Origin of the sequence: Streptomyces endophyticus, assembly GCF_035798155.1 — a bacterium.
In the GTDB taxonomy this organism is placed as follows: Bacteria; Actinomycetota; Actinomycetes; order Streptomycetales; family Streptomycetaceae; genus Streptomyces; species Streptomyces endophyticus.
The window spans coordinates 120,010-141,121 of sequence record NZ_JAOZYC010000122.1; the positions used below are offsets into that span (position 1 = coordinate 120,010).

The window sequence follows — 21,112 nt, forward strand, 5'->3', positions numbered from 1 at the left end:
ACGGCCTTTCTCAGGCTGGGGCGGTGGGGAGCGGGGGGGGGTGGGATCAGGCGCGGCGGGCGCGCTCTCCCGGCACTGGTTGGGGGTCGCGCGGGAGGCCGAGGATGCGTTCGCCGATGATGTTCAGCTGGACCTCCGTGGTGCCGCCCGCGATGGACATGCAGCGGGAGTTGAGGAACATCCAGGTGGGGTCGTGGCGACGGCCCTGTCCGGTCAGCGCGGCGGGGCCCTGCCACTCCACGCACATCTCCCACACCTGCTGCTGGTGTTCGACGCCGAGGAGCTTGGCGATGCTCGCTTCCGCTCCCGGCTGTCCCCCCGCGACCGAGCGCAGGGTCGTGCGCAGGCCGAGCAGCGCCCCCGACTGGCCGTCGCAGAGGGCGGCGCCGAGTTCGGTGAGCCGGGTCTCGTCGACGATGCCGGGGGTGGCGGCGGCCATCTCCAGGAGGGTCTGGGCGCCGGAGCCGACGGTGTCGCCGGCGAGGGCGACACGCTCGTTGGCGAGGGTGGTGCGGGCGAGTCGCCAGCCGTCGCCGGGCTGTGCGACGAGCAGTTCGTCGGGGACGAACACGTCGTCGAGGAAGACCTCGTTGAACTCGGCCTCGCCGGTGATCTGCCGCAGCGGCCTGATGTCGAGGCCGGGGCTCGTCATGTCGAGGATGAAGTACGAAAGCCCCTTGTGCTTCGGCACGTCGGCGTCGGTGCGGGCGATCAGGACGCCCCAGTGGGCGTCGCGGGCCATGGACGTCCACACCTTCTGTCCGCTGATCCGCCAGCCGCCGTCGGTCTTCTCGGCGCGGGTGCTCAGGGCGGCGAGGTCGGAGCCCGCCCCGGGTTCGCTGAACAGCTGGCACCAGACGATGTCGCCGCGCAGGCTCGGGCCGAGGAAGCGCTCCTTCTGCGCGGCGTTCCCGTGCTCGATGAGCGTCGGCACCACCCAGCCACCGATGATCATGTCTACGGGGGTGAGTTCCGCGTCCCGCAGTTCCTCGGCGATGACGAGCTGCGTGACCGGGTCCGCGCCCTTGCCCCAGGGGGCGGGCAGATGGGGCGCGGTGTAGCCGTCGTCGGCGAGCCGGGTCGCGCGTTCCTTGCCTTCCAGGCTTGCCGCCAGGGCGAGTTCGGCCCGGATCTCCGCGCGGACCGGCTCCGCCTCGGGCGGCAGCTCGACCGACAGATCCCTGCGGGCGCCGGCCATCGTGAGTCGGGCGACCCGGCGCTGCCAGTGCGCGGTGTTCCCGAGGGTGACCCGCAGGGTCTGGGCCCGGCGCAGGGCGAGGTGGGCGTCGTGCTCCCAGGTGAAGCCGATGCCGCCGAGGACCTGGATGCAGTCCTTGGCCGTGGTGAAGCCCGCCTCGATGCTGGTCGCCGCGGCGACGGCCGCGGCGAGTTCCGCCTCGCGCGGGTCGGTGTCCGCGGCGGGGTCGTGGGCGCGGGCCGCGTCCCAGGCGCAGGCCCTGGCCTGTTCGGCGCGGGCGAGCATGCGGGCGCACCGGTGCTTGACGCCCTGGAACTGGCCGATGGGCCGCCCGAACTGCTCCCGTACGCGGGCGTAGTCGGCTGCGGCGGTGACACAGCGGTCGGCGATGCCCGAGGCCTCGGCGGCGAACAGGGTGGCGGCCAGATCGAACGGAAGGTACGCGTCGACGGCGAGGATGTCCGTGGCTGCGACGGTCACCTCCCGCACGCCGAGCCGGGACGAGCGCCGGGTGAGGTCGTGGCTCGCGAGGTTCTCCACCGCGACGGCGGCGCGCGGCAGCACGATCCAGGTGAACCGGTCACCCTCCCGGGCCGGGACGACGAAGAGGTCGGCGAGGTGGCCTCCCACGACGAGTTCGGTGTCACCGGCCACGCGGGCCGTGCCGTCCGTGGCACGGGTCAGGGTGAGCGTTCCGGCACCGAGGCCGACGGCGCCGACGAGTCGGCCGTGGGCGAGGTCGGCGAGGTGGGCGGTGTGCCCGGCCCGGTGCAGGATCGCGGCGGCGAGCGTGCTCGGCAGGAACGGGCCAGGGGTCAGGGCCCTACCCAACTCCTCTGTGACGACGGCGAGTTCGAGCAGACCGAAGCCGGATCCGCCGTGCTCCTCGGGCAGGTGCAGACCCAGCAGGCCCTGCGCGGCGATCTCCTCCCAGTACGCCGGGAGTGTCTCTTCCTTCGCGTCCACGGCGCGCCGGAGCGCGTCCGGTGTGATGTGCCGGTCCGTGAAGGTGCGGACGGCGTCCCGCAGGTCGCGGTGTTCCTCGGTGAGGCCGATGGTCATGACGCCCCCTCAGATGCGTTCGATGATGGTGGCGGTGGAGTGCGCGCCGCCGGCGCACATGGTGATCAGGGCGGTGGACCGGTCGGTGCGTTCGAGTTCGTTCACGGCCTGGGTGATGAGCCGGGCACCGGTGGAGCCGACGGCGTGGCCGAGGGCGATGGCGCCGCCGTTGACATTGACCTTGTCCATGTCGGGGTCGTGGACCCGCGCCCAGGACAGCACCACCGAGGCGAAGGCCTCGTTGATCTCGACGAGGTCGATGTCACTCAGCTTCATCCCGGCCCGGCGCAGCACGTGGGTGGTTGCCTCCACCGGCCCGTCCAGGTGGTAGTACGGGTCCGAGCCGACCATTCCGGAGCTGACGATGCGGGCGCGGGGGCGCAGCCCGAGCGAATCGGCCTTCTCGCGGCTCATCAGCAGGACGCCGGCGGCGCCGTCGCTGATCTGGGAGGAGTTGGCGGCGGTGTGGATACCGTCGGGCAGAACGGGCTTGAGCTCGGCGACCTTCTCCAGCGTGGTGTCCCGCAGGCCTTCGTCACGGGTGACCCGCACGGTCTGCCCGGTCGGCCCTTCGGGGCCGTGGACGGGCGCGTCGATCTCGATGATCTGCCCGTCGAAACGGCCCTCGGCCCAGGCGGTCGCGGCCTTGCGCTGCGAGGCGACGCCGAAGGCGTCCGCCTCGGCGCGGGTGATGCCGCGCTTGACGGCGATCCGCTCGGCCGCGCTGAACTGGTCCGGCATGTCGAGGTCGACACCCTCCGGCATCGGCGAACCGGTCCCGGGGGTGAGCGCCTGCCCGAGGAAGACCCGGCTCATCGCCTCCACACCACAGCCGATGCCGACGTCGATCGCACCGGCCTCGATGAGCCCGGCGGTCAGGTGCACGGCCTGCTGCGACGACCCGCAGGCGCAGTCGATGGACGTGCAGGCGGTGGTGTACGGCAGTCCGGAGTACAGCCAGGCGCTGCGGGTGACGTTGTTGGACTGCTCGCCGGCCTGGGTGACACACCCGCCGATCACCTGCTCGACCACGTCCGGCGCGAGACCGGAGCGCTCGATGAGCCCGCGCTGCACATGACCGAGGAGCCGCGCGGGGTGCAGGGTGGACAGGGCGCCGCGGCGCCGGCCGACCGGCGTGCGCGCGGCGTCGACGATGACGGCCTCGGCCATGGTTCTCCGTAGGGGGTGAGGCGCTCGCACGCCGGGACGCGCGAGTCCGACCGGCCGCGGCCCGGGCGGACCGTGGCTGACACGGTCGCTCCGGGAGGGGAGCGCCGCGCCACCCCCGAAAATTAGAATTCGTTCTCGTTCGGGGCAAGGTCGAGTCCCACTCAGTGGTCGGCGGCCCGCCGCCCGCACGTACCCGCCCTCAGATGTGCGACCCGCCGTCGACCCTGAGTTCGGCGCCGGTCAGGTAACTCCCGTCCCTGGACGCGGCGAAGGCGATCACCCCGGCGATCTGCTCCGGTTCGGCGGCGCCCAGCGGCGGGCGGATCCGCGCGTAATAGCTCGTGTCGAGGTCGTCCGGCAGAACCCGCGGGTTCGCGGTGAGCGGGGTGCGCACCGTGCCGGGCGAGACGGGCACGACCCGGATGCCCCGGTGTGCCACCTCGGCGGCCAGGGACAGCGAGAAGCCGAGGACGGCGCCCTTGGACGCCGCGTACGCGGTCATGTACGGATTGCCGTGCGCGGCCGCGGTGGACGCCACGTTGACGATCACGCCCGTGCCGTCGGGCAGCTGGCGCAGCGCCTCGCGGCAGAACAGGGCGGTGCCCACCGTGTTGACGGTGAAGAGCCGGTTCAGGTCCTCGACGGTCAGCCGGTCGATCGGGGTGGCGCGGTGGATCCCGGCCACGTTCACGAGGACGTCGATGCCGCCGAGCGCCGCGACGGCCGCGCCCACGGCCTCCACCACGGCCGTCTCGTCGCCCACGTCCGCGCGGTGCGTGACGATCCGTCCAGCCCCGGAACAGGCCGCCACCGTCGCCTCAAGACCCTCCTTCGACAGGTCGACGGCGAAGACCTCCGCCCCTTCCGCCACCAGCCGCACCGCGGTGGCACGGCCGATGCCGGAGCCACCTCCGGTGAGCAGGACCCGCACGCCCTCGAACCGATGCATCACGCCACTTCCTTCCGGGTTCCCTGAGCACGGAGCGGCGGACGCTACCGGCCGCGCACTCCGTGCCCGGACGGCCGGTTCCGGTCAGTGGGACTGGCCGCCGTGCGGCGGCGGGGCCCGGCCTAGCGTCCCGATCGTGCAGACATCTCGTGGTCAGGGTTAAGGGGATGAGTCGAACGTGAGCGCAGTCGAGTCAGAGCAGGACGCGGTACGGTCCATCGAGGCCGAGGCGGCACCGACGCGCTTCGCACGCGGGTGGCACTGCCTGGGTCTCGCCGAGAAGTTCAGGGACGGCAAGCCGCACTCCGTGCGGGCCTTCGGGCAGAAGCTCGTCGTGTTCCAGAGCGGTGACGGGGCGCTCCACGTCCTGGACGCCTACTGCCGCCACATGGGCGGCGACCTCTCCCAGGGCACCGTCAAGGGCGACCAGGTCGCATGCCCCTTCCATGACTGGCGCTGGGGCGGCAACGGCCGCTGCACCCAGATCCCGTACTCCAAGCGCGTCCCGCTGCGGGCCCGCACCGCCTCCTGGCCGACGCTCGACCAGGACGGCATGCTCTTCGTCTGGAACGACCCCGAGGGCAATCCGCCGCCCGCCGACGTCGCGATCCCCCGCATCGAGGGCGCCACCAGCGACGAGTGGACCGACTGGGTCTGGTACGAGACCGAGGTCGACGCCAACTGCCGTGAAGTCGTGGACAACGTCGTCGACATGGCGCACTTCTTCTACGTGCACTACTCGTTCCCGACGTTCTTCAAGAACGTCTTCGAGGGACACACCGCCACCCAGTACATGCGTGGCTCCGGCCGGCCCGACGCCCGCCCGCAGGAGCAGGACGGCAGCCGCCCCAAGACCATCGGCAGCATGTCGGAGGCCACCTACCACGGCCCGTCCTTCATGATCGACGACCTCACCTACGAGTACGCGACCGGCGACGTGAAGTGCATCCTGATCAACTGTCACTACCCGGTCAGCGCCGACAAGTTCGTGCTCCAGTACGGGATCATCGTCGAGCGCAATGACACCCTGGCGGCCGAGGAGGCCGACCGTCTCGCCCGGGGCATGGCCGAGTTCATCAAGCTGGGCTTCGAGCAGGACATCCAGATCTGGAAGAGCAAGACCCGGATCGACAACCCTCTCTTGTGCGAGGAGGACGGGCCGGTCTACCAACTGCGGCGCTGGTACGAGCAGTTCTACGTGGACGTGGACCAGGTGCGCCCGGAGATGACGGACCGGTTCGAATTCGAGCTCGACACCACGCGGCCCGTCGAGGCGTGGCAGCGCGAGGTCGACGCGAACCTCGCCCGCCGGGACGCCGCGGCGAAGAGCCCGGCGCTCTGATGCCGCCCGCGGACCCCCGGCTCACCGACGGGATACCGATGAGGCCCCTGTCGTGCACGACGTGCGGCGCCGGTGTGCTGGTACGAAAGAGCAGCTGGCACCAGACCAGCGTCCAGTGGGACGGGGAGGCAGTGCGCCGCTGCGCCGAGCGCCCGGCGGGCCGGCCCGGCTTCCAGGCCTGCGGAGCACTGACGGCGAGCATCCGGGAGGCCGCCCTGAGCGGGACACTCCCCGTGATCGACGACGACCGGGAGCCCTGAAACACCGTTGGCGAAGCCCGGGAAGGCCCGCCGGAGGTGGCACCTGCTCGGGAAAATGTCGCAGTTACACGTATGACTGCGACATTTTCCGAGCACACCCCTCGCTGCGGGCCGCGGCCCGGTACCGGCTACCGGGCCGCCGCCCGCCCCGCCCGGCGCCCGAAGAAGGTGCCGTCGCCAAGCGAGGTGCCGCTCACATAACCCTCGCCGTGGATCCCGGAGGAGGCCCGGCCCGCCGCGAAGAGGCCGGGGAGCACGCGGCCGGAGTGGTCCAGGACCGCTCCGTGGACATCGGTGTGCAGGCCGCCGAGGGTGAAGCCGGACATGCCCGTCCCCTTCCCCTGGTCGCCGCCGCTGAAGCCCTGCTTCGGGTCGATCGCCGCGAAGGGCCCCTTCAGAGGGCGCAGCCAGCGCGCGTCCTTGTGGAAGTAGGGGTCCTCGCCGCCGTACTCCGCGTGCCGGTTGTACGTGGCGACGGTCGATTCCAGCGCCCCTTCGGGCATACCGAGAACGGCCTCCAGTTCGCCGAGCGTCTCCTCGGCGAACCGCGGCACGACACCCCAGCGTTCGGCCGGCGGCACTGACTCGTAGCCCTCTTCGTCGACGATCACCCAGTACGGTCCCGGCTGGGTGCGCAACGCCGCCACACTGAACAGGCCCGGGTACACGTCCTCGTTGATGAATCGCTGTCCGTGGCCATTGACCAGCATTCCGCGCACCGCAAGCGCGGGCAGGGCGGTGAGAGCGGCCTGGGTGACCGCCATCCGGCGGGTGGCCGCGCCGGCCGCCGCCGCCATGCGGATGCCGTCACCGTCGTCGAGTCCGTCGCTGACCTTGCCGTGGCCGAGCAGGTGGGGCGCGTGGTCGGCCAGCATCTCCTCGTTGTCCACGAAGCCGCCCGTGGTCAGCACCACTCCCCTGCGCGCCCGGTAGGCGACGTCCTCGCCGTAGCGCCGCGCGGTGACGCCGACCACCCGGCCGTCGTCGTCCACGATCAGCGCCGCCACCCGGGTGTCGGTGTGGCACCGGGCACCCGCTGTGCGGGCCGCGGCGGCGAGCTTGTCCATCACCAGCCAGCCGCCGTACGACTCGGTGGCGGGCCGGTGTCCGCGCGGCGCCGGGCGGGCCAGTTCGTTGTACGGCCAGGCGTTCTCGCCGAGCCACATCAGCCCGTCGCGTGAGGTGGGCATCCAGGTGGGCGCGTCCCACAGGCTCGGCTCGAAGGTGAGGCCGCGCTCGGTGAACCACCGGAAGTGCTCGGTGCTTCCGTCGCAGTACAGCCGCAGCTTCTCCTCGTCGGCCCCCGGCCCGAGGGCCGCCGTCAGGTAGGCGAACATGTCGTCCGCCGAGTCCTCGAAGCCACACGCCTGCTGGACCGGCGTGCCCCCGCCGAGATACAGCTCGCCCCCGGAGAGCGCCGAGGAACCGCCCGCCGCGCCCGCGCGCTCCAGGACCAGTACGTCGGCACCCGCCTCCGCCGCCTCGAAGGCCGCCGCGGCGCCCGCGCAGCCGAAGCCGACCACCAGCACGTCGACTTCGGCGTCGAACCGGGAGACCGAGTCCGCGCGGACCGGTGCCACCGGCCCCGGGGCGCTCACGACTGCTTCCCCGGCGGAGTGAAGGCGGCCAGCGGCTGCGACCCCGACCAGTCGTGGCCCCAGTAGCTGTCGGCGGTGATCTCCTCGGCCGTGTAGTGCGTCTCGTCGACGAGCATGCCCTCGCAGCCGTACTCCAGGTCCCAGCCGCCCGGGGCGCGCACGTAGAACGACACCATCTTGTCGTTGGTGTGCCGGCCCAGCGTGGAGGAGACCGAGAAGCCGAGCCGTCCCACGTTGTCCAGGGCGCGGCCGACGGCGTCCAGTGTGTCCACCTCGACCATCAGGTGGACGAGGCCCGGCTCCTCGCCGTGCGGCGCGGGGCAGATGGCGAGGCTGTGGTGGCGCTGGTTGACGCCCATGAACCGGACGCGGCGCGGGGGCGCGTCCGGATCCTGCTTGCTGATCTTGACGGAGCCGCGCGGCAGGAAGCCGAGCACCTCGGTGTAGAAGGACTCGGTCTCCTCCATGCGCGTGGTCGGCAGGACGACGTGGCCCATGCCCTGAGCGCCCGTCACGAACCGCTGTGCCAGGCCCGTGAGCACAGGGCTGTGGTCGAGCTCCGGGCCGAAGAACACCTCCACCCGCACCCCGGCCGGGTCGTCGAAGGCGATGCCCTGCTCCACGCCGCGTTCGTCCGTCTCCTTGCGGGAGAGTTCCTTCACGGCGGTGCCCGACGCCTCCACGGCACGGCCGACCGAGGCCAGCGCGAACTGGTCGCGGACCTCCCAGCCGACGGCCAGTACCCGGTCGCTGTCGCCCGGCAGGACGACGAGCCGGGCCCGGCGCTCGTCCATCCGCAGGTGCAGGGCGCCGGGTTCGGGCCCGGACCCTTCGGCGAAGCCGAGCGCGTCGACGGTCAGTTCGCGCCAGCGGGCGAGGTCACGGCTCTGGACCCGGAGATAGCCGAGTCCGCGGATCTGCGTCATGGGAAATTCTCCTGTTGCGTCGGAGCGGGTCGCGTAGGGACGGGTCAGATCATCGAACGCATCGGGCCCTGCGGCGGGTCGATGCCGAGTTCGGTCAGGGCCGACGCGTGGTACACCGACCCGGGTACGTGGATGGCGTGCACGAGGCCGGTGTGCGCGTCGCGCCAGAACCGCTGGATGGGGTTGTCCATGCGCATCGCGTTGCCGCCGGAGCGGGCGACGATCTCGTCCACGGCGCGCACGGCCCGCCAGGCGGCCGCCGCCTGCGTGCGCCGTCCCACGGCCCGCCGCTCGAAGGTGACTTCCTCGCCGCCCGCCACCATGTCGTAGAGCTCGCAGATGTTGCTCAGGAGCGCGGCCCTGGAGGCGGCGATCTCCGCCGCCGCGTCGCTGACCGCGTACAGCACGTACGGATCGTCCTTGACGGCGCGTCCGGTGATCTGTACGCGGTCGCGCTGGTAGGCGAGATGGTGGGCCAGGGCGCCCTCGCACATGCCGACGACGGCGGCGGTGATGCCGAGCGGGAAGGCCGCGGAGAACGGCAGGTGGTAGGTGGGGTTGTCGAGCCCCGACTCCTTGGCGAGGCTGCCGTCGACGACCTTGTCGTACTCGATGACGCGGTAGGCGGGCACGAACGCGTCGCGGACGATCACGTCCTTGCTTCCGGTGCCGCGCAGGCCCACGACGTCCCACGAGTCGTCGACGATCTCGTAGTCGGCGCGCGGCAGGATCACGTGCACGGACCGCGGCGGCGACAGCCGCTCCCCGTCGGCGTCGGCGAGGAAACCGCCGAGGAAGATCCAGTCACAGTGGTCGGTGCCGGAGGAGAACTGCCAGCGGCCGTTGAAGACATAGCCGTCACCGGACGGCTTGAGCAGGCCCATCGGAGCGTACGGGGAGGCGATCCAGGTGTCCTGGTCCTCGCCCCAGACCTCCTGCCGCACCCGGGGGTCGGCCATGGCCATCTCCCACGGGTGCACGCCGACCACACCGGCGACCCAGCCGGTGGCGCCGTCGCAGGAGGCGATCTTCATGATGGTCTCGGCGAACTCGCGGGGGTGCAGTTCGAGGCCGCCGTGGGTGCGCGGCTGGAGCATCCGGATCGCGCCGGTGTCCTTGAGGAGCTTGGCGGCCTGGTCGTCCAGCCTGCCGAGGGCCTCGTTGGCGGTGCCGAGTGCGCGGATCTCGTCGGCGCGGGCGACGACGGCGTCAAGTACGGGATTGGACACGGGACTTCTCACTTCGCTGCGGGGGATGTGGCGGTGGCGGACCGGGCTGCCAGGCCGGCGGCGATCTCGATGAGCTGGTCCTCCTGACCGCCCACGAGCTGGCGCCGGCCGGCCTCCAGGAGGATCTCGGCGCCGGACACCCCGTACCGCGCTGCCTGCCGGTCGGCGTGCTTGAGGAAGCTGGAGTAGACGCCCGCGTAGCCCATGGTCAGCGACATGCGGTCGAGGAGGCACTCGCCGTCCATGACGGGGCGCACGACGTCCTCCGCCGCGTCGATGATCTTCAGTACGTCGATGCCCGTGCGGACACCGAGCTTCTCGGCGACCGCGGCGAACGCCTCGACCGGTGTGTTGCCCGCGCCCGCGCCGAAGCGGCGGGTGGAGCCGTCGATCTGCTGCGCGCCCGCCCGCACCGCGAGCACCGAGTTGGCGACGCCGAGGCCCAGGTTCTCGTGGCCGTGGAAGCCGACCTGCGCGTCGTCGCCGAGTTCCGCGACGAGGGCGGCGATCCGGTCGCTGGTCTGCTCCATCACGAGCGCACCGGCCGAGTCGACCACGTACACGCACTGGCAGCCCGCGTCGGCCATGATCCGGGCCTGGGCGGCCAGCACCTCGGGCGGCCGGCTGTGCGACATCATGAGGAACCCGACGGTCTCCAGGCCGAGTTCACGGGCGAGCCCGAAGTGCTGGACGGCGACGTCGGCCTCGGTGCAGTGCGTGGCGATGCGGCACACGGAGGCGCCGTTGTCGGCGGCCTCGCGGATGTCGTCCTGGATGCCGAGGCCGGGCAGCATCAGGAAGGCGATCTTCGCGTTGCGCGCGGTGCGCACCGCGGCCTTGATCAGTTCCTGTTCCGGGGTGTGGCTGAAGCCGTAGTTGAACGACGAGCCGCCGAGGCCGTCGCCGTGAGTCACCTCGATCACGGGCACGCCCGCGTCGTCGAGGGCCGCGACCATAGAGGTGACGTGCTCGACGGTGAACTGGTGCTGTTTGGCGTGCGATCCGTCGCGCAGGGACGAGTCGGTAACACGGATGTCCAGATCGGAGCTGTAGGGCATGGTGTGAGGACTCCTCGGATTCAGGACGCGGTGCGCCGGGAGACGATCCGCCGGGCGAAGCCCTCGCCGACCTTCGTGGCGGCGGCGGTCATGATGTCGAGGTTCCCGGAGTACGGGGGCAGGAAGTCGCCCGCGCCCTCGACCTCCAGGAACACGGCGACCCGGGCGAGCCCGCCGCTCACCGGGGTGGGATCGTCGAACTGCGGCTCGGCGCGCAGCCGGTAGCCGGGTACGTAGGAGGCGACGCTGCTGACCATCTCGTGCACGGAGGCGGTGATCGCGTCCTGGTCGGCGTCGTCGGGGATCGCGCAGAACACGGTGTCCTGCATGAGCATCGGCGGTTCGGCGGGGTTGAGGATGATGATGGCCTTGCCGCGGGCGGCGCCACCGATGGTCTCGATGCCGCGGCCGGTGGTGCGGGTGAACTCGTCGATGTTGGCCCGGGTGCCGGGGCCCGCCGACGGGGAGGCGACCGAGGCCACGATCTCTGCGTACGCCACGTCGGTGACGCGGGAGACCGCGTGCACAAGGGGGATCGTGGCCTGTCCGCCGCAGGTGATCAGGGAGACGTTGGGGGCGTCGAGGTGCTCGCCGAGATTGACGGCGGGCACGACGGCGGGGCCGAGGGCGGCAGGTGTCAAATCCACCGCCTGGATGCCGAGTTCGGCGTACCGGGGCGCGTTGACCCGGTGCACGTACGCGGAGGTGGCCTCGAAGACCAGGTCGGGCTTCTCGGTCTGGGCGAGGAGTGGGTCGACGCCGTCGGCGCCGATGGTCAGGCCCTCCTCGGTCGCGCGCTTGAGCCCGGGGCTGTCCTGGTCCACACCGATCATCCAGCGCGGTTCGATCGTCTCGGACCTCAGGAGTTTGTACATCAGGTCGGTTCCGATGTTCCCGGAGCCGACGATCGCGGCGGTCGCCTTGGTCACAGTTCCAACCTCATCCCAGTTGTGCGGTGTTGGCGGGTCGACGCCCGGTCAGCCGTCGTAGGTGACGCGCAGCCGGTCGCTGACGGGGAGTGCCTGGCAGGCGAGCAGCAGGCCGTCGGCGAGGTCCTCGGCGTCGAGCACTTCGTTGCGCTCCATGACGGCCTCGCCTTCGACGACCACACAGGCGCAGGCGCTGCAGTTGCCCTCGCGGCAGGAGTAGGGGGCGTCGAGGCCGGCGTCGAGCAGCGCGTCGAGGAGCTTGCGCTGCTTGGGCCAGGCCACCGTCCGTGTCTCGCCGTCCAGTTGGACCTCGACGGAGGCGACCGTGTCCTCTTCGGTGCTCGGCTCGGGTTCGGTGACGGCGAAGGGGTCGGCGGTCAGCGAGGTGAACCGTTCGACGGTCACCCGCTCCGGTGGGACGCCGAGCCGGGCGAGCGCGTCGGTGGCCAGGTCCATGAAGGGTCCTGGCCCGCAGACGAAGGCCCGGCGGTCCGTGTACGGGCGGGCGAGTGCCCGCAGGCCGGACGGGGTGGGGCGGCCCTGCACCGACTCCAGCCAATGGACGACGGTGAGCCGGCCCTCGTACTCCCGTGCCAGCGCGGTGAGTTCGTCACGAAAGATCACGGACTGCTCATCGCGGTTGGCGTACAGCAGGGTGACCGATCCGGTCCCGGAGTGCAGGCAGGTGGCGAGGATGGACAGGACGGGCGTGATGCCGCTGCCCGCGGCGCACAGGAGGAGGTCGTCGTCCAGCGAGTGCGGGGTGAACATGCCTGCGGGGCGCAGCACTTCAAGGACGTCGCCCTCGGTGACGTGGTCGCAGATCCAGTTCGATGCGTAGCCGTCCGCCGTGCGCTTGACGGTGACCTTCAGGTGCTCGTCGCGCTCCGGGGAACTGCACAGGGAGTAGCAGCGGGCCACGTGCCCGTCGCGGTCGGAGGGGACGCGCAGGGTGAGGAACTGGCCGGGCCTGTAGCGGAACTTCTCCGCGTCACCGCTCTCCGGTTCGAGGACGAGCGAGTGGGCGTCAGCCGTCTCCCGGACGACCTTGACGACGCGCACGGTGAGGGGTGCGCGGGTCATCGTGGCTTCTCCTGCGTGGCCGCCGCGGCGTGCCGGGCGGCGAGGTAGCCGAAGACGATGGCCGGGCCGATGGTGGCGCCGGGTCCCGCGTACTCGCCGCCCATCACGGCCGCCGAGGTGTTGCCGGTGGCGTACAGGCCCCTGATGGCCGATCCGTCCTCGCGCAGCACGCGGCTGTGCTCGTCGCAGACCAGGCCGCCCTTGGTGCCGAGGTCGCCGACCTCGATACGGACGGCGTAGTACGGCGCCTTGTCGATCACGTCGAGGTTGGGGTTCTTCAGGGTCGGGTCGCCGTAGTAGCGGTCGTAGGCGCTGTCGCCGCGGCCGAAGTCGGTGTCCTGACCGGCGTTGGCGAAGTCGTTGAAGCGCTCGACGGTCCCGGTCAGCGCGTTGGCGGGAACCCCGATCAGGGCGGCGAGTTCGGCGACGGTGTCCGCGCGGTAGATGGTGCCGTTGTCGTAGAACGCCTTCGGGAAGGGCATGCCCGGCAGAACCTGCGCGAACGGGTAGCGGGCCCGCGCCTTGGCGTCCATCACGAACCAGGCGGGGACGTGCTTGCCGTCGAGCTGGTCGTGGACGAAGTTCACGTAGGGCGACGACTCGTTGGTGAAGCGGTGACCCGAGCCGGAGACGATCACCGACGGCGGGATGCACCGCTCGGAGACCAGCGGGATCGTCGCGCCGGCGGGGTGGTGCACGGACGGCATCCACCAGGCGTCGTCCATGAAGTCGAGGGCCGCGCCCAGGGACTGTCCCGCGAGGATGCCGTCGCCGACGTTCTCGACGGCTCCGGCACTGTGGATCGGCTGCCCACCGTCCGGCAGGTACTGGTCCCGCATCTCCTGGTTGTGGTCGAACCCGCCGGTGGCGAGGAGCACGCCCCGCCTGGCCCTGATCCGGAGGTCCTTGCCCTCATGGGTGGTGACGATGCCGGTGACCGTGTTCGTCTCCTCGTCGACGACGAGCGACGACATCGGGGTACGCAGCCGCAGCGGCACGCCGGCGTCCTTGAGCGCCATCCGCATGCGGGCCACCAGGGCCCGGCCGCCGGTCGCCATGTGGCGGCGGCGCACCACGTTCGACGACACCCGCCAGGCGGCAACGACGGAGGCCCAGCGTCCGCGCCAGGTGCGCTTGACCATGGCCAGGTCGCGGTAGTCCTTGGCGGTGATCCAGACTCCGAGCGGCCCCTTCATGCTGTTGGGCCGCTGGAACTTCTCGTCCACGCCGAGCTTGCGGGTGTCGAAGGGCAGTGCCTCGATCGACCGTCCCAGGGGCCGGCCGCCCTCGTACTCGGGGTGGTAGTCGGCGTAGCCCTTGACCCAGAAGAAGCGCATCCAGCGGCTCTTGCCGAGGAGCTCCATCGCGGCCGGGCCGTGGTCGACGTAGGCGTCGAGCCGGGCCTCCGGGACTCGGCCTTCGGTGAGTCGGTCCAGATAGGCGCGGATCGACGCGCGGCTGTCGTCGTGGCCCTCGGCGCGCAGGGTGGGGTTGTTGGGGACCCAGATGCCGCCGCCGGAGATGCCGGTCGAGCCGCCGTACTTCTTGCCTTTCTCGACCACGACGACGGACAGTCCCTCGTCGGCTGCGGTCAGAGCGGCCGCCATGCCTCCGCCGCCACTGCCCACCACGACGAAGTCGTACTCCTCGTCCCACGCGGCGGCCTCGCCGCGGGCGTCCGGCCCGGTGGCCTCGACGCGGGCGCTCACGACGCGTCCTTGCGGGTCAGGAAGGCGAGCACCGCGCTCTCCCAGGCGGCCTTCTGCTCGATCATCACCCAGTGGCCGCAGTTCGGGAAGACGTGCAGTTCGCCGTCGGGGATGGTGCGCATCGGCACGATGGACATGTCGACCGCGCTGACCCGGTCGTCACGACCCCAGGTGAGCAGCGTCTTCGCCTTCAGCTGATGCAGCATCGCCCAGTACGGCGGCTCACCGGAAGCGGCCGCCGCGGCGGCGCTCGCGGCGAAGGCCTCCCGGGAGTACATCCGACGGGCCCCGGCGAGCGTCTCCGGGTCCGTGGCGTGCGCCCAGCGTTCCTCGATCAACTCCTCGGTGACCAGGGACTGGTCGTGGACCATGGAGCGCAGCCAGCGCACCAGACCTTCGCGGGTGGGGTTCTCGGTGAACTCCATCAGCAGGTTGATGCCCTCGCCGGGGCCGGGGCTGTAGAGGTTGCGGCCGATGCCGCCGATGGTGACGAGCCGGCGGACGCGGTCCGGGTGCGCGAGGGCGAAGCGGGTGCCGACGATGCCGCCCATCGAGTTCCCGATGACGTCGACCTGGTCGAGGCCGAGGCCGTCGAGGAAGCGTTCGACGGCCGTGCCTGCCGTGGCCATGGGGTGGCCATCGGTCGAGTCGCTGACGCCGAACCCGGGGAACTCCAGGACCAGGCAGCGGAAGTGCGGGGCGAACGTGGCCAGGTTGTCACGGAAGTTGCGCCATCCCGTGACTCCGGGGCCCGAACCGTGCAACAGCAGTAGCGGAGGTCCTTCGCCGGCCTCGTGGTAGCGCAACACCCCCTCGTCGGTCGCGAGTTCGCGCCGCGTGGAGTCGTGACTCAGTTCCGTCATCATCCCTGCCTCGGTCGGACCGTGATCGGTTCCTGGACCGTAGCCAGCGCGCGAGGGCCCGTTTCGGGACGGTCTCGGTCAGCGGGATGCGGTCCGGACGGCCCATCGTCCGGACCCGGCCGAGCGCACGAAAGGGACGGGTTCCACTCACCGGGAACACGGTTCGACGGTGTCGCGGGCTGTCCTACGGTCGGCCCGTGCCCGGCCGGGCACCTCCGTCGCAGCGCCCCGCCGAGGTGAACCGATGACCGCCCAGTCCGTGACCCCGACCGAGACCGAGGCCCCCGAGGGCGACGCCACCCCGTGGGCCCCCACCCCCGTGCGGATGCGGCAGGCCCTCGGCGCCTTCGCCACCGGGGTCACCGTCATCACCGGGACCGGACCGGACGGCGAGCCCGCCGGCTTCGCCTGCCAGTCCTTCGCGTCGGTCTCGCTGCACCCGCCCCTCGTCCTGTTCTGCGCCGACCACCGGGGCCGCGCCTGGCCGCTGATCAGGGAGTCGGGCCGCTTCACCGTCAATGTTCTCGCCGCCGGGCAGTCCGATGTCTGCGCGCGGTTCGGCTCCAGCAGGGGCCGCAAGTACGAGGGGCTCGACTGGGAGGTGTCCCGCTGGGGCACACCGTCCCTGCCCGGCGCCCTCACCCGGGTCCACGCGGAGGTGCACGACGTGCGGGCCACGGGCGACCACGACGTGGTGATCGGCCGGGTGCTCGGCCTGGACCCGGTGGCCGACGGCCTCCCCATGCTCTTCTTCCGGGGCGGGTTCGGCGTCGACGGCCCGGTGACCGCGGACGTCACGGGGCCGTGGGGGTGGGGGGACCGCTGGGGCTGAGGTCCGGCCGCCACGCTGTCCGGTCGGCTACCGCCAGTCCCCGTACTGCCCCGCCAGCAGGAATCGGTCCATGGCACTCGGTGACCAGGTCTCCTGGGAGCCGGACACGACGGAGTCGGCACACTCCCGCGCACGGGACGCCCCGGCCGTCGGCGGGAACAGTTCGGCGGACACCCGGCGCGCCGCCTCCGCCACCAGGGGCGCGCCCCGCTCCAGTGGCGTCGTCGCCTCTCCGACCAGGGACATGGCCGCCACAGGACCCTCGGGCCCCCGGATCGCCGCCGCCACGCAGGAGATCGCCGGGAAGCACTCCCCGCGTTCGTAGGCGAGGCCGTGGCGCCCGCGAATCCGGTGGAGTTCCTGATGCAGCGTGCTCAGATCGGCGATCGTCCGCTCCGTCCTGCGGCTGATGGTGCCCTCGGCCCGCGCCTCCACCTCCTCGGGTTCCAACCAGGCCAGCATCGCCTTGCCGAGCGCGGTGGAGTGCGCGGGTGCCCGGCCCCCGACCCGGGAGGGCACCACGGTGGCGAACCGGCCTCCCACCTTGTCGAGGTAGTGCACGTCCGCGCCGTCGAGCACGGCCAGGTGGACGACCATGCCGGTCCTCATCTGGAGGTGGTGCAGGTGGTCGGCGGCGGCCTCCCGCACCCTGCTCTGGGTGCCGTCCCCGCCACCGAGTCCCAGGGCCCGTCGACCGAGCCGGTAGCTGGAGTCGTGGTGCTCCAGCCAGCGCAGCCGCACGAGTTGGTCGAGGATCCGGTGGGTCGTCGACCGCGGCAGGCGCGTGCAGCGGGCCACGTCCTCCAGCGATCTGCGGACCGCGTTTCCGTCGAACGCGTCCATGATCAAGGTGATGCGCTCGGCCATCGACGGCGGGAGCTCACGGCAGGCGGACTCTGCACGGACGGACAGGTCCACGACGGGGACACCTTCGGCGACCGACATGGGGCCTCCAGCTCAAGACTGAAATGAATTCTTGTTTTCTGGAATGTAACAGCGCCGCGAGAGTCGCGGAAGGCGCGCGCACGACCTCTTTGCCGGCACCCCTCCCGGCGCCGGTCACAGGGATGCCGACGGCGCTCCCCCACCTGATAATTTGCGCTCGACGGCCGGGCCGCGTATACGCCGACGAGGCATGAACCCGCCGCATCACCGAGCAGAGAGATCCAGCAGTGCCCCGACGCCCCGACGTGAGAGCCGCCGCACAACCGCAGTCCGCCGGGCAGCGAGCCCGCAGGGACCGGATCCTGCGGGCCGCCGCCGACCTCGGAGCCCAGCACGGCCTGGACGGGGTCCAGATGCAGGACGTGGCCAAGGACGCGGGCGTCGCCCTGGCGACCCTCTACCGCTACTTCCCGTCCAAGACCCACCTGTTCACCGCGGTCATGGGCGAACAGGTCGACCGCATGCACGATCCGCGTCAGCGCATCCGCCGCGCCGACCCGGTGGACGCCGTCGCCGAAACCCTGCTGCGCGCCACGCGCAGCCTCTTGCGCACGCCCCGGCTCGCAAGCGCCGTCATGCAGAGCAACTACGCCGCGCACAGCGCCACTGTCGTCGAAGCCGCCCGCATCGAGGACCGCGTCCGGGAGACGCTTCTCGACCTGCTCGGCCTGGACACCCCGACGGACAAGGACGAACGGCTCGTACGCCTCCTGCTGAAGTGCTGGCACGGAGTCATCGTCGCCACCCTCAACAAACACACGACACGGGCGGAGGCCGACACCGAGATCCGGCTGGCCTGCCAGGTGCTTCTGGCCGCGCGGTCCAACGCGCCTGGAGGCACAGAGAGTTAGGGCTGCCGGCAAAGGGGCAAAGGTGGTCGTCCGTGGTGCGGCAGAGCACGGAGACGGCGACGTTGGTCCGCCCGGGCACGGCGGCGGCGAAGCGTACTTCGGGGTGGTCCGTGACGGTCCGTCCCACTCGCGCGACTGCGTGGGGAGCGACGGTCAGCCAGCACAGGGCTTCGACGCCGTGTCCGAGGGGCTCGTGGTCGCACTCGACGGCCAGATACAGGACGCCGGTGGCGCGCAGCCGTTCCAGACGCCGATTCGCGGCGGCCTCGGACAGGCCGCCGGCGACCTGCGGTTCGGCGAGCGTGGCGCGGCCGTCGCGCCGCAGCACCTCCAGCATGGCCTGCTCGGCGACGCCCGGAACAACCGGCTCCACGAGAGCTTCGGCGGCCGCGGGGCGCAGCGCTGTGCGTGCCGAGACTTCGCCACGCTGCGGCTGCTCCCGGCGAGCGATCGCGACAAGAACATCGAGATCCTGGCCCCGCACCACCAGATCACCGTCCTGCAACACCAACTCGATCCGAAACAGACGCAGTTCGCACCAGCAGACCGAGCCTTGCTCGCCGCACTCCTCCACCTTCTCCCCCGCGAGGCGCTACGCCACCTGCGGCTGCTCGTACGTACGACCCGACACAGTCCTGCGCTGGCACCGCGACCTGCTCAAACAGCGCCACGCGAACGCCTCCCGACCTCACCGCCCAGGCCGACCCCGGACCGTGCGCTCCATCCGCCTGCTGATCCTGCGCCTGGCCAGCGAAAACCCGCCCTGGGGCTACCGCCGCATCCATGGTGAACTCACCACCACCTGGACCGCTCTCCTGCGCTCCCAGGCCGACGTCCTCCTGGCAACGCATTTCATCGAGACCGTCACCCCGACCGCCGAGCGCCGCATCCGCGCACTCGGCACCACCGCCCACCCCACCACCACCTGGGTCACCCAAGCCGCGAGGAACCTCGCCATGGACCTGGAGGACGCGGGCGCCCGCGTCCAATACCTGATCCGCGACCGCCTCGGAGGCACCCTCCACGAAAACCACCGCTCAGCGGCCTGACCTGGACGGACAGAGTTTTCGGCACGCACAAGCCCACCGAACGCCCCGGGCGACTGGCTCGCCCTCTGGCTCAACTTGCGCAGCCTCGCGGCCGCTTCCCCGCTTTCTCGTGCAACCCTCGGACGCCTTTGTGAGTCTCCTGTTTGTCGAACGGTGGGTCACGTCTGGAACAAATCCGGGCAAACGCCAACGGATCAACACCTCGTCGAAGCGGGATGTCCGCCGGACGCCTCTGTCCCCTGCAGGAGCTCAACGCATGGCCACGCACATACGCCCTACCACCCCGCCTCCGACGCGCATCCGCGTCGCCACAGCGAACGCCTCGGCGGCGCCCCTGACCGGCGGCCTCCTCGCCGCGTCGGCGGTCACGGCCGGCGCGGCCGACTCCGTCACGCACCACAAGGCGGATTTCAACGGGGAGGGTGACGGCTTCGGCCGGGTCAGCGCCTACGGCGACATCAACGGCCACGGCTACCCGCCATTCGGGGCGAACGCCGCCAACTGACCCGAAGCCATGAGTAGTTCACCCGGCCGGACGACCGGTGGTCCCGTCATACCGAGCTGCCGCTCAGACCCGTACGGCGACGTCGGCCACCGAGCCCACCTCGGCGACCACTCATTGCTCGATCAGCACAGCAACACCCCGACTCGTCGTCATCGTCATCGTCATCGTCATCGTCATCGTCATCGTCAACAACCATGCGAAAGGCCCGTCCATGAAGCGCACGCTCACGTTGATCACCGCGCTGGCCGTCACCGCGCTGTCGCCCACAGCGGCGCACGCGGCGGTCAAGAACGCCAAGTCTCCGCTCAGTTGCGAGTCTCGGACGTTCACCTCAAGACCGGGCCCGCAGTTCAGCGACCCCGAGGACGCCGACGCCCAGATGAACATCTTGGGCCCGATCATCGAATCGATCAACAGCGCCAGTTGCGGGCAGACCATACGCGTCGCCATGTACTCGATCGGCAGCACGCAGCCGGGCCCGGACTTCGCCAACGCCCTGATAGCCGCCCACCAACGCGGCGTCATCGTCAAGGCGCTGATGGACTCTCACAGCGACAACGCGATCTGGCAGTCGATGGTCGCCGAGCTGGGCAACGACCCGCGGGCCTCCAGCTTCGCCGCGCTGTGTCCGGGCGGCTGCCTGACCCACTACTCCGGCTCCGCCCTGCACGCGAAGTACTACATGCTCAGCGGCGGGAGCGACGCGAACAGGACGGTGACCGTCAGCAGCGCCAACCCCACCTCCGCCCAGGCCAGAACCGCGTGGAACAGTGGCGCCACCGTCAAGGGCAACGTCGACCTGTACAACTCCTATGTCCGCTACTTCACCGCGATGGCCAAGGGGGCGCAGAACGGCCCGGGCCCGCTGGTGCCCGACTACTACAACACCACCAGCGGCACGGACGCCAGGACGGCACTGTCCCCGCCCTCCTACCAGTGGCCCAAGGCGCGCTCCAAGAGCGACACCTGGGTCGACTTCCTGAACAACGTCAAGGCGCCGGCCACGATCAACATCGCCATGTTCCAGTGGACGTCCCACGGGGATCCGGGCGACCGGAACTATCTGGAGCTGCCGAAGAAGCTGGTGAGCCTGGCGAAGACCGGCGTGAAGATACGGATACTCTTCACCGCCCACCAGGTCGACGGCAGCGTGCAGAACTACCTGAAAGACCGGGCGAACATCGAGGTGCACGACACCTCCCGCGGCACCGACGCCAACGGCAACGCCCTGCACTACACGCACGACAAGTACATGATGGTCAGCGGCGGTTACGCGAGCTCGTCCAACGCCAAAGTCGTGTTCGTCGGCTCCTCGAACTGGACGAGCAACGGCGTCTGGCACAACGACGAGTCGGACCTGAAGCTGGTCGGCCAGTCCCATTACGACCAGTTCATGAGCGACTGGCAGAACCAGTTCAACCGCTGTTGCGGGACCGTGGCACGGGAGTTGACCGCCGAGAAGCGCGCCGAGAACACGGCACCCGAGATTCCGATCGACCCGGAGCAGGTCGAGGAGTAGGCGCCTCAGCGGCCCTCAGCCGCCGCCCTCAGCCG

18 protein-coding genes and 1 pseudogene are annotated in these 21,112 nt (G+C 70.9%); 7 read left to right on the forward strand and 12 right to left on the reverse strand.

The window, feature by feature from the left end; all coding sequences use genetic code 11:
- Positions 1-46 precede the first annotated feature (46 nt).
- The 3 genes from OKJ99_RS19050 to OKJ99_RS19060 all read right to left on the reverse strand — a co-directional run bounded on the left by OKJ99_RS19050 (position 47) and on the right by OKJ99_RS19060 (position 4,379).
- Positions 47-2,260 carry an acyl-CoA dehydrogenase gene (locus OKJ99_RS19050; protein WP_326017863.1) on the reverse strand — a complete coding sequence of 738 codons (2,214 nt, stop codon included), beginning with the start codon at positions 2,258-2,260 and terminating at the stop codon, positions 47-49.
- 9 nt (positions 2,261-2,269) lie between these two features.
- Positions 2,270-3,430, reverse strand: coding sequence for a steroid 3-ketoacyl-CoA thiolase (locus OKJ99_RS19055; RefSeq protein ID WP_326017865.1), 1,161 nt, complete (start codon positions 3,428-3,430; stop codon positions 2,270-2,272).
- 199 nt (positions 3,431-3,629) lie between these two features.
- Entirely contained in the window at positions 3,630-4,379 is a 750-nt protein-coding gene (locus tag OKJ99_RS19060) for an SDR family NAD(P)-dependent oxidoreductase (protein ID WP_326017867.1), read from the reverse strand.
- A gap of 178 nt (positions 4,380-4,557) precedes the next feature.
- Here OKJ99_RS19060 and OKJ99_RS19065 point away from each other — a divergent pair, with 178 nt between their 5' ends.
- Together OKJ99_RS19065 and OKJ99_RS19070 are read left to right on the forward strand one after the other, a co-directional pair.
- Positions 4,558-5,721 (forward strand): Rieske 2Fe-2S domain-containing protein, encoded by a 1,164-nt coding sequence (locus tag OKJ99_RS19065; protein WP_326017869.1) that lies wholly within the window; start codon positions 4,558-4,560, stop codon positions 5,719-5,721.
- Between the two features lie 38 nt (positions 5,722-5,759).
- Positions 5,760-5,981 carry a ferredoxin gene (locus OKJ99_RS19070; RefSeq protein ID WP_326017871.1) on the forward strand — a complete coding sequence of 74 codons (222 nt, stop codon included), beginning with the start codon at positions 5,760-5,762 and terminating at the stop codon, positions 5,979-5,981.
- A gap of 128 nt (positions 5,982-6,109) precedes the next feature.
- Here the strand turns inward: OKJ99_RS19070 and OKJ99_RS19075 are convergent, their stop codons facing one another.
- The 8 genes from OKJ99_RS19075 to OKJ99_RS19110 are packed head-to-tail and all read right to left on the reverse strand — an operon-like array spanning position 6,110 to position 15,376.
- On the reverse strand, positions 6,110-7,579 hold the full coding sequence (locus tag OKJ99_RS19075; protein WP_326017873.1) for an FAD-dependent oxidoreductase: 1,470 nt from the start codon (positions 7,577-7,579) through the stop codon (positions 6,110-6,112).
- Positions 7,576-8,505, reverse strand: a complete 930-nt coding sequence (locus OKJ99_RS19080; protein WP_326017875.1) for a VOC family protein — start codon at positions 8,503-8,505, stop codon at positions 7,576-7,578. The genes OKJ99_RS19075 and OKJ99_RS19080 overlap by 4 nt, the downstream gene beginning before the upstream one ends.
- 44 nt (positions 8,506-8,549) lie before the next feature.
- Positions 8,550-9,734 carry an acyl-CoA dehydrogenase family protein gene (locus OKJ99_RS19085; protein WP_326017877.1) on the reverse strand — a complete coding sequence of 395 codons (1,185 nt, stop codon included), beginning with the start codon at positions 9,732-9,734 and terminating at the stop codon, positions 8,550-8,552.
- Between the two features lie 8 nt (positions 9,735-9,742).
- On the reverse strand, positions 9,743-10,792 hold the full coding sequence (gene dmpG, locus OKJ99_RS19090) for a 4-hydroxy-2-oxovalerate aldolase (RefSeq protein WP_326017879.1): 1,050 nt from the start codon (positions 10,790-10,792) through the stop codon (positions 9,743-9,745).
- 20 nt (positions 10,793-10,812) lie between these two features.
- Positions 10,813-11,721, reverse strand: a complete 909-nt coding sequence (locus tag OKJ99_RS19095) for an acetaldehyde dehydrogenase (acetylating) (protein WP_326017881.1) — start codon at positions 11,719-11,721, stop codon at positions 10,813-10,815.
- Positions 11,722-11,769: 48 nt separating this feature from the next.
- Entirely contained in the window at positions 11,770-12,804 is a 1,035-nt protein-coding gene (locus OKJ99_RS19100) for a ferredoxin--NADP reductase (protein ID WP_326017883.1), read from the reverse strand.
- Entirely contained in the window at positions 12,801-14,513 is a 1,713-nt protein-coding gene (locus OKJ99_RS19105; RefSeq protein WP_326017885.1) for an FAD-binding protein, read from the reverse strand. Before OKJ99_RS19105 ends, OKJ99_RS19100 begins: the two co-directional genes overlap by 4 nt.
- Positions 14,510-15,376, reverse strand: coding sequence for an alpha/beta fold hydrolase (locus OKJ99_RS19110; RefSeq protein ID WP_326017887.1), 867 nt, complete (start codon positions 15,374-15,376; stop codon positions 14,510-14,512). The genes OKJ99_RS19105 and OKJ99_RS19110 overlap by 4 nt, the downstream gene beginning before the upstream one ends.
- 244 nt (positions 15,377-15,620) lie before the next feature.
- On the opposite strand from OKJ99_RS19110, the gene OKJ99_RS19115 reads away from it, so the two are divergent.
- Positions 15,621-16,208 (forward strand): flavin reductase family protein, encoded by a 588-nt coding sequence (locus tag OKJ99_RS19115; RefSeq protein WP_326017889.1) that lies wholly within the window; start codon positions 15,621-15,623, stop codon positions 16,206-16,208.
- Positions 16,209-16,235: 27 nt separating this feature from the next.
- Here the strand turns inward: OKJ99_RS19115 and OKJ99_RS19120 are convergent, their stop codons facing one another.
- The gene (locus OKJ99_RS19120; protein WP_326017891.1) at positions 16,236-17,153 is read right to left on the reverse strand and encodes an IclR family transcriptional regulator; all 918 of its coding nucleotides are present in this window, start codon (positions 17,151-17,153) and stop codon (positions 16,236-16,238) included.
- 227 nt (positions 17,154-17,380) lie between these two features.
- Between OKJ99_RS19120 and OKJ99_RS19125 the strand changes: the two genes are divergently transcribed.
- From OKJ99_RS19125 to OKJ99_RS19140, 4 genes and pseudogenes are all read left to right on the forward strand, one after another.
- The gene (locus tag OKJ99_RS19125; RefSeq protein ID WP_326017893.1) at positions 17,381-18,004 is read left to right on the forward strand and encodes a TetR family transcriptional regulator; all 624 of its coding nucleotides are present in this window, start codon (positions 17,381-17,383) and stop codon (positions 18,002-18,004) included.
- Positions 18,005-18,431: 427 nt separating this feature from the next.
- Positions 18,432-19,017, forward strand: a pseudogene (locus tag OKJ99_RS19130) (integrase); the annotation flags it as partial.
- Between the two features lie 292 nt (positions 19,018-19,309).
- The gene (locus OKJ99_RS19135) at positions 19,310-19,558 is read left to right on the forward strand and encodes a hypothetical protein (RefSeq protein WP_326017895.1); all 249 of its coding nucleotides are present in this window, start codon (positions 19,310-19,312) and stop codon (positions 19,556-19,558) included.
- Between the two features lie 37 nt (positions 19,559-19,595).
- Positions 19,596-21,077 carry a phospholipase D-like domain-containing protein gene (locus OKJ99_RS19140; protein ID WP_326017897.1) on the forward strand — a complete coding sequence of 494 codons (1,482 nt, stop codon included), beginning with the start codon at positions 19,596-19,598 and terminating at the stop codon, positions 21,075-21,077.
- Positions 21,078-21,112: the final 35 nt, after the last annotated feature.